This window comes from Gordonia sp. PvP123 (assembly GCF_040547295.1).
GTDB lineage: Bacteria > Actinomycetota > Actinomycetes > Mycobacteriales > Mycobacteriaceae > Gordonia > Gordonia terrae.
On record NZ_JBEPPN010000020.1, the window covers coordinates 1 to 12,741 of the forward strand.

Annotated in this window: 12 protein-coding genes; 7 read left to right on the forward strand and 5 right to left on the reverse strand. The window is 67.6% G+C overall.

Translation table 11 applies throughout. The annotated features are described in order from the left end of the window. The first annotated feature begins 191 nt into the window (after window positions 1-191). Entirely contained in the window at window positions 192-1,286 is a 1,095-nt protein-coding gene (locus ABIC25_RS24300; protein WP_239402862.1) for an XdhC family protein, read from the forward strand. A 13-nt stretch (window positions 1,287-1,299) separates the two neighbouring features. Here ABIC25_RS24300 and ABIC25_RS24305 read toward each other — a convergent pair whose 3' ends face one another. Further along, complete coding sequence (locus tag ABIC25_RS24305) at window positions 1,300-2,031, reverse strand: enoyl-CoA hydratase (RefSeq protein WP_354563521.1); 732 nt, start codon at window positions 2,029-2,031, stop codon at window positions 1,300-1,302. A 67-nt stretch (window positions 2,032-2,098) separates the two neighbouring features. Here ABIC25_RS24305 and ABIC25_RS24310 point away from each other — a divergent pair, with 67 nt between their 5' ends. The 6 genes from ABIC25_RS24310 (at window position 2,099) to ABIC25_RS24335 (ending at window position 8,488) form a co-directional block, all read left to right on the forward strand. Continuing rightward, window positions 2,099-3,250 carry an NAD(P)-binding domain-containing protein gene (locus ABIC25_RS24310; protein WP_239402860.1) on the forward strand — a complete coding sequence of 384 codons (1,152 nt, stop codon included), beginning with the start codon at window positions 2,099-2,101 and terminating at the stop codon, window positions 3,248-3,250. A gap of 63 nt (window positions 3,251-3,313) precedes the next feature. Continuing rightward, window positions 3,314-3,646 carry a helix-turn-helix transcriptional regulator gene (locus ABIC25_RS24315; RefSeq protein WP_033203714.1) on the forward strand — a complete coding sequence of 111 codons (333 nt, stop codon included), beginning with the start codon at window positions 3,314-3,316 and terminating at the stop codon, window positions 3,644-3,646. After that, entirely contained in the window at window positions 3,643-4,257 is a 615-nt protein-coding gene (locus ABIC25_RS24320; protein WP_004020152.1) for a hypothetical protein, read from the forward strand. The genes ABIC25_RS24315 and ABIC25_RS24320 overlap by 4 nt, the downstream gene beginning before the upstream one ends. Beyond that, window positions 4,254-5,150, forward strand: a complete 897-nt coding sequence (locus ABIC25_RS24325) for an ABC transporter ATP-binding protein (protein ID WP_004020153.1) — start codon at window positions 4,254-4,256, stop codon at window positions 5,148-5,150. Before ABIC25_RS24320 ends, ABIC25_RS24325 begins: the two co-directional genes overlap by 4 nt. Beyond that, a complete protein-coding gene (locus tag ABIC25_RS24330; protein ID WP_354563522.1) occupies window positions 5,147-6,376 on the forward strand; it encodes an ABC transporter permease in 1,230 nt (409 codons plus the stop codon). The genes ABIC25_RS24325 and ABIC25_RS24330 overlap by 4 nt, the downstream gene beginning before the upstream one ends. 450 nt (window positions 6,377-6,826) lie before the next feature. Next, a complete protein-coding gene (locus ABIC25_RS24335; protein WP_354563524.1) occupies window positions 6,827-8,488 on the forward strand; it encodes an HNH endonuclease signature motif containing protein in 1,662 nt (553 codons plus the stop codon). A 108-nt stretch (window positions 8,489-8,596) separates the two neighbouring features. Here the strand turns inward: ABIC25_RS24335 and ABIC25_RS24340 are convergent, their stop codons facing one another. The 4 genes from ABIC25_RS24340 to ABIC25_RS24355 all read right to left on the reverse strand — a co-directional run bounded on the left by ABIC25_RS24340 (window position 8,597) and on the right by ABIC25_RS24355 (window position 12,662). Continuing rightward, window positions 8,597-9,886: a cryptochrome/photolyase family protein gene (locus ABIC25_RS24340; RefSeq protein ID WP_354563539.1), complete on the reverse strand. Its 1,290-nt coding sequence runs from the start codon at window positions 9,884-9,886 to the stop codon at window positions 8,597-8,599. Between the two features lie 14 nt (window positions 9,887-9,900). After that, window positions 9,901-10,269, reverse strand: a complete 369-nt coding sequence (locus ABIC25_RS24345; RefSeq protein WP_004020157.1) for an FKBP-type peptidyl-prolyl cis-trans isomerase — start codon at window positions 10,267-10,269, stop codon at window positions 9,901-9,903. Window positions 10,270-10,327: 58 nt separating this feature from the next. After that, on the reverse strand, window positions 10,328-11,650 hold the full coding sequence (locus ABIC25_RS24350) for a citrate synthase (protein ID WP_004020158.1): 1,323 nt from the start codon (window positions 11,648-11,650) through the stop codon (window positions 10,328-10,330). A 61-nt stretch (window positions 11,651-11,711) separates the two neighbouring features. After that, window positions 11,712-12,662: a carbohydrate kinase family protein gene (locus tag ABIC25_RS24355; RefSeq protein ID WP_354563525.1), complete on the reverse strand. Its 951-nt coding sequence runs from the start codon at window positions 12,660-12,662 to the stop codon at window positions 11,712-11,714. Window positions 12,663-12,741: the final 79 nt, after the last annotated feature.

Consider the following 12,741-nt stretch of genomic DNA (forward strand, 5'->3'; position numbering starts at 1 on the left):
CACGCTGCTCCACCGACAACGAACTACGTGGATGCATACAACTCTCCCCGGGTAGTCGAAACTGATTTTCAGTCCAACTCCCGGGGAGCAGTCCACACCGGGCGCTGGGTTTACGGAAAAGGGGTGGGTTTGCCGGCACTCGCAGCACGGCCACCTGGTCGGGACGGTGATCTTCTGGTCCACTGGAGTACATGCGCGACGTCCTGCGGTCCCTGACCGAACTCCTCGACACCGGTGACGCGCGGCCGGTTGCGCTCTGCCGGGTCGTCGGCACCACGGGATCGGCTCCCCGCGAGTTGGGCGCCGCGATGATCGTGACCGAGGACGACACCGTCATCGGGTCGGTGTCCGGCGGCTGCGTCGAATCCGCGCTCGTGCACACCGCGCGCGACGTCCTGGCCGACGGCGTCGCCGTGGTCGAACACTACGGCGTCGACGATCCCGACGACCCCGCGCCGGGCCTCACCTGCGGAGGGCAGATCGAGGTCCTCGTCGAGCGGGTTTCCCCGACCGCCCAGCGCCGTCGGCACCTCACCCGCATGGTCGCCGCACTCGACGACGACGAACCGATCTCGTGGGCCACGACCCTCACCGACGACACCGACTGGTACCTCGCCACGGCGACGTCGCAGCCGGCCTGGCGTCGTCTCGACCGCGACGTCGCCGACCTCCTCACCACCGGCCGCAGCGGGCTCATCGGGGTCGACGACTGCGACGCGCCGTCCGACGAACGCCCCCGTACCTTCGTGCAGACCTTCGCCCCACCCGCGCGGCTGATATTGGTCGGCGCCAACGACTTCGTGCGGGCGCTCAGCTCACTCGGGACGAGTCTCGGGATGCGGGTGACGGTTGTCGACGCGCGACCGGTGTTCGCCACCCGCGCACGGTTTCCCGACGCCGACGACGTCGTCGTCGGGTGGCCGGATAGGTACCTGGCGGGCGAGATCCGGGACGGACGGGTCGGTGCGTCGACCTCGATCTGCGTGATGACGCACGACCCGAAGTTCGACGTCCCGACCCTGCGCGTCGCACTCGCTTCCCCGACCCTCGGTTTCGTCGGTGCGCTGGGGTCGCGACGGACCGTCGACGACCGCCGTCAACGTCTCCGCGACGCGGGCCTCGACGACGGGCAACTCGCCCGTCTGCGCTCACCGCTGGGGCTCGACCTCGGCGGGCACACACCCGGCGAGGCGGCCGTGGCCATCGCAGCGCAGCTGATCGCCGAACGGCATCGTGCGACGGCGACACCCCTCCACGCGGGAACCGGCCCCATCCACCGCCGGTAGCGAGGTGCTCCGCTCAGGACCCGAGGAACCTGGGCGCGCGCTTCTCGGCGCGGGCCGCGCGGCCCTCCTGCAAGTCGGAACTCTCCCACGCCCGCATCATCGCCGCGGCCCGATCGTCGGGCGCCGCATCGCGGGCACCGTCGCCGTTGAGGACGAGCTTGTAGTGCTGGAGCGTCAGCGGGGCGAGGTCGGCGATCGTGTGCGCCCAGTGCTGGGCATCGACGAGATCGCCGATGCGGTTCGCGAAGCCCAGCGAGTGGGCCCGATCGGCACCGAGCGGGTCGCACCCGATCAGCATTCCCCGGGCCTGCCCCGCCCCGACCAGTGACACCAGCCGCCGGATCGTCCACTCGTCCACGGCGACACCGATTTTCGCAGCCGGTATGCCCGCGATGGCGTCCGGTGCCATCACGCGGAGATCGGCGGCCATCGCCAGCTGCAGCCCCGCGCCGATCGCCGACCCGTTCAACGCCGCGATCACGGGCACCGGCGCGGTCTCGATCTGCCGCAGGGTGCCGACGAGGATGTCGAGGAAACCCTTGTCGTACACCGGACCGGACAGGTCGGCACCGGCGCTGAAGACCGGCCCCCGACCGGTCACGACGATGGCGCGGGCACCCGCCCCGAGCGCGGCGTCGAAGGCACCGGACAAGCCCGACAGCATCTCCTCGTTCAGGGCGTTGCGCTTGTCTACCCGGTCCAACTCGATCGTGACGACCGATCCGTCGGTGGTGGAGTGGATCATGGGCCACCACCCTACCGACCACACCTCGCATCGGCCTGACAGCGGCACGGCGTGACAAGGTGGGGACGTGCAGATCCCCCCGACCGGCGCACAGCCCGCCCCGCATACGGATGTGTTGATCATCGGCGGCGGACAAGCCGCCCTCTCGGCGGCCTACTTCCTCCACCGCTTCGGGCTCGGCGATCGGTACCAGATGCTCGACCACGCCCCCGGGCCCGGCGGCGCCTGGCAGTTCCGGTGGCCGACGCTGACCCTGGCCACCGCCAACCGCGTCCACGACCTACCGGGCTGGGGTCTGGTCGAGGCGCTCGGTCTGGACTGCGACGAGCTACCGGCCGCAACTGCGGTCCCCGCCTATTTCGGCCGCTACGAGGAGAAGTTCGGCCTCACCGTCCATCGGCCCGTGCATGTGCGCGCCGTGCGACGTGAGGGCGACGGCTTCCGCGCCGAGCTGGGTGGCGGCGGTTCGGTCACGTCGAATCTGATCGTCAACGCCACCGGCACCTGGGACCGGCCGTTCATCCCGCACATCCCGGGTGCAGCCGACTTCCGCGGCCGACAGCTGCACACACACGACTACACGTCGCCCGAGGAGTTCGAGGGCAAACGCGTCCTCGTCGTCGGTGCGGGCATCTCTGCGATCCAGTTGCTGATCGAGATCGCCCGGGAGGCACCTGGGAGCGAGACGTTCTGGTGCTCGCGGCGCGAACCGGTGTTCAACTCCGGGCCGTTCACCCCGGAACAGGGACGCGAGGCCGTCGCCCGTGTCGAACGGCGTGTGCGCGCCGGGCTGCCCCCCACGTCGGTGGTGTCGGTGACCGGGCTGGCGCTCACCCCGACGATCGCGGCGGCGAAACGGGACGGGATCCTGACATGGCGCCCGATGTTCACCCGTATCACCGAGACCGGCGTGTGCTGGGACTGCGACGGCGGGACCGGTGAGGGCCTCGATCGCGCGCGCGTACCCGACCACCTGGACCTCGACGTCATCTTCTGGAACACCGGATTCCGCAGCGCCATCGACCATCTCGCCCCGCTGCGGCTGCGCGCGCCGGGTGGGGGGATCACCATGACCGGGCGCCTCGCGACCGTCGTCGACGCCGATCCGCGAATTCAGCTACTCGGCTACGGCCCATCGGCATCCACGATCGGCGCCAATCGCGCCGGGCGTGAGGCGGCGCGGGTCGCGGCCGAGTTGCTCGGCGTGTCCGCGCACTGACCCGACGGCGGGACGGTTTGCCCGCTCTTGACAAGTTGTTGTGTTTTCACAACACTAAGTCACGTGAGTCCAATACGCCGTGGGGAAAAGCTTCCCATCTACAACCGCATCGGCGTCCTTCGCGCCGAGCGTCGGATGTCGCGGGCCGAACTCGCCGCCCTCGTGGGCATCAACGTGCAGTCGGTGGGCGCACTCGAACGCGGTGACAACTATCCCAGCCTCGACCTCGCCTTCCGTATCTGCGACGTCTTCGACCTCCCCGTCGAGGCGGTGTTCAGCCGTCGAGAGTTCGGGGCGATGTCGGCGGCGCTCTACCACCGCGAAACATCCCCGAAGTCACCAGAATCACCACCCGTCCACACCATCCACACCGACGACACCGGAGGTGAACGATGACCGACCCCTACTCGGCCATCCCCGAGGAGGCAACCCCCGCGCTCTGGCGACGCTATGAACAATGGCGCGGTCAGCGGCATCAGGAATTCAATGCCAAGAACTCCCACCGTCTGACCTCGTGGCGCACCCGGCGCACGTTCCGGCGCCTCGTCGTGGCGCAGGTGTTCTTCGCGACCGTGCTCCTCTTCAGCTCGATCATCGCGTTCTTCACATCCGGGTGGTTTCTCCTCCCGTTCATGATCGGCCTGTTCGGGATCATCACGACGCTCTACCTGCTCCGCATCGTCACGGGCTCGATCGCCGACACACCGGTGACGGCACTCGACGAGATCCAGGTGGCGCAACGCAACTCGGCACGCTCGATCGGCTTCACCGTGCTGTACTGCCTGATGTTCATCCCGTACGCGGTGCTGATCGTCCTCAGCTTCCGCGACGAGGTACCCGGGCAGGCCGTCTACGGCTCGGCGATCCTGCTGATCACCCTCGTACTCTCCGCCATCTGCGTGCCGACCATGCTGACCGCCTGGTGGATGGCCGATCCCGACCCCGAAGACCTCGAAGCACTGTCATCCGACCCGACAACCATCCCCAGTGAGGAGGGTGCGCCGTGACCGCACCACTGATCGTCGACGGGCTCCACAAACGCTACGGAGATCTCGTCGCATTGCAGGACATGACCTTTCATGTCGAGCCCGGTGAGATCTTCGGCTTCGTCGGCAGCAACGGCGCCGGCAAGTCCACGACGATGCGCATCATCCTCGGCGTGCTCGCCGCCGACTCCGGCGAGGTGCGGCTCGGCGACCGCCGCATCGACCTCGACCTGCGCCGCCGGATCGGTTACATGCCCGAGGAGCGCGGCCTGTACCCGAAGATGAAAGTCGGTGAGCAACTCACGTTCCTGGCGCGCCTGCACGGCATGTCCGCCGCCGAGGCCGAGGAGTCGGTCCGGCGCTGGACCGACCGGCTGGGCGTCGGCGCGCGCTACGACGACAACGTCGCCGATCTCAGCCTCGGCAACCAGCAACGCGTCCAGCTCGCCGCCGCACTGGTCCACGATCCCACCGTCCTCGTGCTCGACGAGCCGTTCTCGGGTCTGGACCCGGTCGCCGTGGACGTGATGAGTGACGTATTGAAAGAGAAAGCAGCCGAGGGCATTCCGGTCATCTTCTCCTCGCATCAGCTCGACCTGGTCCAGCGGCTGTGCAATCGCGTGGGCATCATCGCCAAGGGCCAGATGCGTGCGCTCGGCACCGTCGACGACCTTCGCGCCCGCGACGGGGTCAGCCTCGAGATCACCGGGCCGCGTGCCGACATCGCCTGGGCCGAAGGCCTTCCGGGCGTGCGGAACGTGGAGTACGGCGAGACGACCCGGCTCCTCATCGACCCGCAGACCGCCGACGATCAGCTGATCCTCTCCACCGCGCTGCAACACGGTCCCGTCCACCGCTTCGCGACCTCGACCCCGTCCCTGACCGACCTGTTCCGAGAGGTGGTTTCCGCATGACCACGCTACGCGACACCCCGCCGACACCCGCCACCGGCGACACCAGTGCCACTGCCGCACAGGCCATTCGTCTCGTCGCCGGCCGCGAGATCACCACGCGCGCCAAGACCAAGTCCTTCGTGGTGAGCACCGCACTGCTGATGGTCGTGATCATCGCCGGTGCCATCATCATCAACCTGTTCTCCGGCGGGGACGACACCGAGAAGGTCGCCGTCGTCGGTCAGCCGTCAGCGGTCACCGAGTCCATCGTGTCCGTCGGCGAGGCGTCGGGCACCACCATCGCCACCGAACCCGCCGACACTGTCGAACAGGCGCGGGATCGCGTGAACAGCGGCGATGTGGCCGCCGCGCTGGTGCCCGGTGAGGCACCCGGGTCGTACGTCATCATCACCAAGGACAGCCTCGAGCCCGCGCTCGAGGGGCCCATCAGAACCGCGGTGTCGCAGGCGAATCTGACGGCGGCACTGTCCGAACGCGGCGTCGACGCCGCCACCCTGCCGACCGTCGACATCAGCGTGACCCAGACCGAGCCGGACAAGCCCGATGAGGGACAGCGTCTGCTCATCGCCATGGTCGGCGTGGTGTTGCTGGTCACGGCGATCATGATGGGCGGCACGATGGTCGCCGTCGGCGTCGTCGAAGAGAAGACGTCGCGGGTCGTGGAGCTGTTGCTGGCGACCATCAAGCCGCTGCACCTGCTGTGGGGCAAGATCATCGGCATCGGCGTCGTCGCCCTGGGCCAGGTGGTGCTGCTCGGCGCGACCGCATTGATCGCCGGTACCGCGACCGGAATACTCACCCTCCCGGGTGCCGCCCTCGGGATGTTCGCGGCGGTGATCGCGTGGTTCCTCCTCGGGTTCCTGTTCTTCTCTTCCCTCTACGCGGCGACCGGGGCCATCGTGTCCCGACAGGAAGAGCTGAACTCGTCGTCGGCTCCGCTGACGTTCCTCGCGGTCGCGGTGCTGTACTCGGGCATCTTCGGTGTCCAGGCGATGGATTCGACGCTGATCGAGGTACTCAGCTGGATACCGCCGTTCAGCGCGGCCCTGATGCCGATGCGCATCGCCACCGGCGACACCGATGCCGTGCAGATCATCGTGACGTTCGGTCTGATGGGTGCGGCGTGCGCCGCCGCCACCTGGATCGCCGCGCGGATCTACCAGCGCTCCATCCTGCGCACCGGATCGCGCATCGGGTGGGGTGAGGTGCTCAAGCTCGCCCGCTGAGGAGCGAGCTTCACGAAGGGTCCTGTTGCAATGCGTGACAGGACCCTTCGTAACGCCCCCCGCTAATTGAGCCGGCACCGAGCGGAGCGAGCCCCTCCTCCGCTGGTTGAGCCGGCCCCGAGCGGAGCGGGGAACCCTCCCCCGCTGGTTGAGCCGGCACCGAGCGAAGCGAGGCGCCGAGTCGAAACCACCTGGCGACCCGAGAAACTCAGCTAGCGACAATCAGGCCGGCGCAATTCCGCACTCCAAAATTTGCTTCGTCTGCCAGTGCCGTCCCCACCCCAGCTACGCCGACTCGTGAATCCGCAAGCGTCGCAACCAGTCACGACAATGATCCGATCTACTGTCGAGACTCATCAGGGTTTGTCGGTGGTCGGGTTTACATTGGTCTGTAGCGGATCACCCTGGTCAGGGTGGGTGACGAAACAGGCGTCGGGGGGCGTTGTGAGGATGTGGACCGATCTGCCGGGCGAGTTCGTCGCCGGGGTCGATCCTGCCCGCGTGGCCGAGACCGACATGGTCATGTTGATGGGCGGCCTCGACGCCACCCGACGCGGAGAGTCCTATCTCGCCTGGCATCGATATCAGACGATCGCGGCGATGACCGACCGGCTCGTCACCACCAGCGCCTCAGGCTTCGTGATGGACGGCCACGCCGACTGCGCCGCCCGGATCGCCCGCCAAGGCGCGGTGTCACGACGGCAGGCCGAAATCTTGATCGACGAGGCAATCGCCCTGCGTGACCGGCTTCCCGACACCGCGGACACCCTGCGTGACGGGATCCTGTCGCAGTGGCAGATCCGGCTGATCCTCTCCCGCACCGAGCTGATCCCCGCCGACGACCCCATCATCCCCGCCCTCGACGCCGAGATCGCCGGTACTCTGCGCCGCCGCAGCGGTGTGTGGGATCGGGCGCGGTTGCGCGACATGGTCGACCGCCTCGTGTTCCGCCACGATCCGGATGCGGTACGCCAACGCCGCAAAGACGCGATGGACCAACGTGGGGTGTGGACGCACGAACTGCCCGACGGCACCGCCGAACTCACCGCCGTCATGTCGGCAGAGAACGTGCGGATCTCAGCCAAAGCCGTCCGCGTCCTCGCTGATGCGGTATGCAAACGAGACGGGCGCAAGCGCGGGCACCGCCAGTCCGATGCGATGTTCGCGCTGTTGACCCGCACGGCATTCGAGTGCCAGTGCGCCGACGACGAGCCCTGCATTGCCGACATTCCCGACCCGCAGAGTGTCCTCGACGCGGTGCGCGCCGAGATAGTGATCCATGTGGTCACCGACGCCGCCACCCTCGCGGGGGCGCCTGGGGTGGGGTTCCTCGACGAGCACGGCATCATCAGCGACGAGCACGTCCGTGACCTCGCCGCCCGCCCCGACGCCACCCTCACCCCGGTCACCCCGGCCCGCACCCAACCCACCTACGTCGCCACCAACGACGACGATCACCGGCGGACCGCCCAACGCCCGGCATCAGCCGAAGACACACGAGCCGACGACGACAACGGTGGCGCCACAACTCGATCGGACGGTGAGCCCGGCGACACCACCGCATCAGTAGCAGTGGTTTACCCGGCAACCCATCCTGGCAACGGGTACCGGCCCACCGCGTCGTGCGCTGATTTCGTGCGGGTGCGGGACGGCTATTGCACCGAACCCGGTTGTACCCGTTCGGCATTTGCATGCGATCTCGACCACGTCACCGAGTACGACCACACCGACCCTGCCCGGGGTGGGGCGACGTCGAGTGAGAACCTCAACGCCAAGTGCCGCCCCAGTCATCTCCTCAAAACCCACGGTGACTGGGTCGACGTGCAATACCGCGACGAAGGCGGCCGCCTGGTCACCGAATACGAGACCCCTGAAGGGGTCACCCTGCCCGGGGATGCCGAAACCCTCGAAGACACCTTCCCCAACCTGCGGCGAATCCGGTTCGAACAGGCCGCTCAAGCCCCACCCACCCCACACATCATCGCCTCCGTCGACAACTCGGAGCGCACCACCAGCCGACTGGACGCCAAACTGGCCCGCCGGCGACAAGAGCGCGCCCGGAACAGGAAAGCCCGCGAAGAGCTCGACCGCCTCGACCCACCACCCTTCTGACGATCTCATCCCTCGCGGTCACGGCCAGCGAAGCTGGATCGGGCCAGTGCAGTCCTCGTGTGCGGCAGGTGGTTTCGACACGCTCGACCAGCAGGGGACGTTGGGGGACTAGATCTGACCGAAACGGCGGAGCGCCTCTTCACGCTCGGCCTTGTGATCGACCATCGGCTCGGGATAGTCGTCGGCGTCGATGTCGCCCACCCACCGGCGGACGTACTCGCCGTCTGGGTCGAACTTCTTGGCCTGGGCCTCGGGGTTGAACACCCGGAAGTACGGTGCCGCATCGGTTCCCGTGCCCGCAGCCCACTGCCAACCGTGGTTGTTCGACGCCATGTCACCGTCGATGAGTTGATCGAGGAACCATTCCGCTCCCCACCACCACGGCAGGTGCAGATCCTTGACGAGGAAGGACGCGGTGACCATGCGCACCCGGTTGTGCATATAGCCGGTCTCGGCCAGCTGACGCATCCCGGCGTCGACGAGCGGGAAGCCGGTACGCCCGGCCTTCCAGGCGTCGAACCGCTCGTAGGCCTTCTCGTCGGTATCCAGATCGATGCCGTCGAACTGGCGATTCCAGTTGTGCCACAAGCTGTGTGGCCAGTGATAGAGCACATCGGCATAGAAGTCACGGAACGCGAGCTCGCGGAGATAGGCTTGCGCTCCCCCCGCCCTGCCCAGATCCGCGGCGAGCGTGCGGGGATGGATGTTGCCGTATTTGAGGTACGCCGACATCCGGCTGGTGCTGTCCCCGGCGGGATCGTTGCGGCCGGAGTCGTAGTCGGCGAGATCGCCGTCGACGAATTCGGCCCAGCGCTCCGTGGCCGCATCCTCGCCCGCGGGGATGGAGAGCGTCGTCGGCGCGGCAGGGACCCGGATGCGTCCGGTCTTCGTCAGATCCGATGGGTCGACGATCTTCTTCGCCGGCACCGACGAGTCGGCGGGTGCGCGCCACCCGTGGTCACGCCACCGCTTCGAGTACGGCGTGAACACCTTGTACGGCGAACCGTCGTCTTTGGTCACCCGGCCGGGCGAGACGAGGTACGGCGACCCGGTCGCCACGAGTTCGACGTCGCCGAGCGCGTCGGCGACGGCCTCGTCGCGTCGTCGGCCGAACGGCGCGAAGTCCTCGGAGATGTGGACTCGTTCGGCGTCGACCGCCCGGGCCAGCTTCGGGATCTCGTCCTCGGGGCGTCCCCGGACGACGAGTAGCTTGCCGTCGAGTTTGTCGTCGATCTCGCGCAGCGAGTCGAACAGGAAGGCCAGGCGCCGCTCACCCGAGGACTTCTCCAGCCGCGGGTCCAGCACAAAGCACACGAGGACCGACGAATCGGTCCCCGAGGCGGCCGCGGCGAGCGGCGGGAGGTCGCTCAGGCGCAGATCACGCCTGAGCCAGACCAGTGAGGTCGCGGACGTCAGCCCACTCCGAGCAGGTCGATGACGAACACGAGCGTCCGTCCCGACAGACGATGGCCCGCACCGGCTGAACCGTAGGCGAGCTCGGGCGGAACGGTCAGCTGACGGCGTCCGCCGACCTTCATGCCGGGGATTCCCTCCTGCCAGCCCGGGATCAACCGGTCCAGCGGGAAGTTGGCCGACTGGCCGCGGTCCCACGACGAATCGAATTCTTCGCCCGTCTCGTAGTCGACCCCGACGTAGTGAACGTCGACGATGCCGCCGCGGGCGGCTTCGGCACCCTCGCCGACGATGAGGTCGGAGATGGTCAGGTCGGCCGGCGGGGGTCCCGCCTGGAACTCGACCGTGGGCTTCTCGGTGCTGGTCACTGGACTCTCCTTTGAGTCGGGTGTGCGGCGGTCAGACGTGTCCGGCGAGAGCGGTCGCTCAGCGATCGCCCATCTGGACGTAGTCGCGTTCGGTGTAGCCGGTGTAGAGCTGACGCGGACGGCCGATCTTAGTGGTCGGGTCCTCGTGCATCTCGCGCCAGTGGGCGATCCATCCCGGCAGGCGTCCCAGCGCGAACAGCACGGTGAACATGCGGGTGGGGAAGCCCATCGCACGGTAGATGACACCGGTGTAGAAATCCACGTTCGGGTACAGCTTGCGCTCGATGAAGTAGTCGTCGTTGAGCGCGACCTCTTCGAGACCCTTCGCGATGTCGAGCAGATCATCCTGCACGCCAAGCGATTCCAGGATCGTATCGGCGGTCTTCTTCACGATCGCGGCGCGCGGATCGTAGTTCTTGTAGACGCGGTGACCGAAGCCCATGAGCTTGACGCCGGCTTCCTTGTTCTTCACCCGCTTCATGAAGTCCTTGGTGTCGCCACCGTCGGCGCGGATGTCGTCGAGCATCTCGAGCACGGCCTGGTTGGCGCCGCCGTGCAGCGGACCCCAGAGTGCGTTGATGCCGCCGGAGATCGAGGTGAACAGGTTGGCCTGCGACGAGCCGACGAGGCGGACCGTCGAGGTCGAACAGTTCTGCTCGTGGTCGGCATGCAGGATGAACAGCATGTCGAGCGCCTTCGCGACCTCGGGGTTGACCTCGTAGGGCTCCGCGGGGAAGCCGAAGGTCATCCGCAGGAAGTTCTCGACCAGGCTCAGCGAGTTGTCCGGGTAGAGGAACGGCTGACCCGCCGACTTCTTGTACGCGTAGGCCGCGATGGTCGGCAGCTTCGCGAGGAGGCGGATGGTCGACAGCTCGACCTGCTCGTCGTCCTTGGGGTCGAGCGAGTCCTGGTAGTAGGCCGACAGCGCGTTGACCGCACTCGACAGCACCGGCATCGGGTGCGCGTTGCGGGGGAAGCCGTCGAAGAAGCGCTTGAGATCCTCGTGGAGGAGCGTGTGGCGCTGGATCTTGGTGGTGAAGTCCTCCAGCTGCGCCGGAGTCGGGAGCTCGCCGTAGATGAGCAGGTAGCTCACCTCGATGAAGGTCGACTTCTCGGCCAGCTGATCGATCGGGATCCCGCGGTAGCGCAGGATGCCGGCGTCACCGTCGATGTAGGTGATGGCCGACTTGGTCGACGCGGTGTTCACGAAGCCACCGTCGAAGGTGGTCAGATTGGTCTCGGCCAGGAATTTGCCGAGCGCGACCGAGTCGGTGCCCTCGGTGGCCTTCAGGATCGGGAGCTCCAGCTGTCCACCGGGGTAGGTGAAGGTCGCTGAGGCCGTGTCGGACGCCTGGTCGGCTGGGACTGTTTCAGCAGACACACGAACCCCTTATTCAGATCAGAGATTTTTACAGTGTCCGGGTAGGACACACAGGTACAACCTAGTCGCTTCTCAGCTCGCCCGCCCACGGAGGGTCGGCCCCGGGCCTCGACACCGTCACCGCAGCCACGTGAGCTGCGAATTCGGCCGCTTCTCGCCACTCTTCGACGGTCAGTGAACGCACCGCGTCCGGGGAGAGCCGACCGTGCCGGTCCAGGTGGTGGACAAGGCCTCCGAGGACGCTGTCCCCCGCGCCGATCGTGTCGACGACGTCGACGGACGGCGCCGGCGCGGTCACCTCACCGACCGCTGTACGAACGGTGATGCCCGATGCCCCGGCTGTGGTGACAACCGCTGCCACTCCGTCACCCAGCCAGTCCGCCGCCGAACTGCCCGCCGGCCCGTCGCCGAGCCAGGCCGCGTCCTCGTCGGAGAGTTTGACCAGGTCCACCGACGACATCCAGCTGCGGAAACGGCGTCGGTAGTCGTCGGGGTCGTCGATGACCGCGGGCCGGATGTTCGGGTCCAGCACCACGACTCGACCCTCGGCGCGGCAGTGACGCATCAGGTTCTCGTACACCGTGGCACCGGGTTCGAGCACGAGCGACAGGGTCCCGAACGTCATCGCCGCGACGGTGGGCGGCAGCGCGCCCGGATCGGCGACCGCCCGGTCTGCGGTCCCCTCCACGTAGAAGGAATAGTGTGCCGATCCGTCGTCGGCGATGGTCGCCAGAGCCAGCGAAGTGGGCTCGTCGCGACGTTGGACCAGCGTGGTTCCCACCCCGGCAGCGCGGAGCGCGTCGACGATCGCATCGCCATAGGTGTCGGTGGACACCGCTGAGAGCAACGACACCGCACTCCCCAACCGCCCCAGGGTGATTGCGACATTGAATGGACCGCCGCCCAGGGCGGGCTGCAGGGGCGCCAGGCCTCCTCGGTTCGCCTCGTGCCGACTTCCGCCCTGCTGCACGACATCGACCAGCGACTCGCCGCAGACGACGATCTCTCTCACGGTCTCTCCTCGCATTCGCATGGGCCACCGGGCACGGCACCTCCACCGAGTCTGCCATCGCAACGCGGGCGCACGCCTG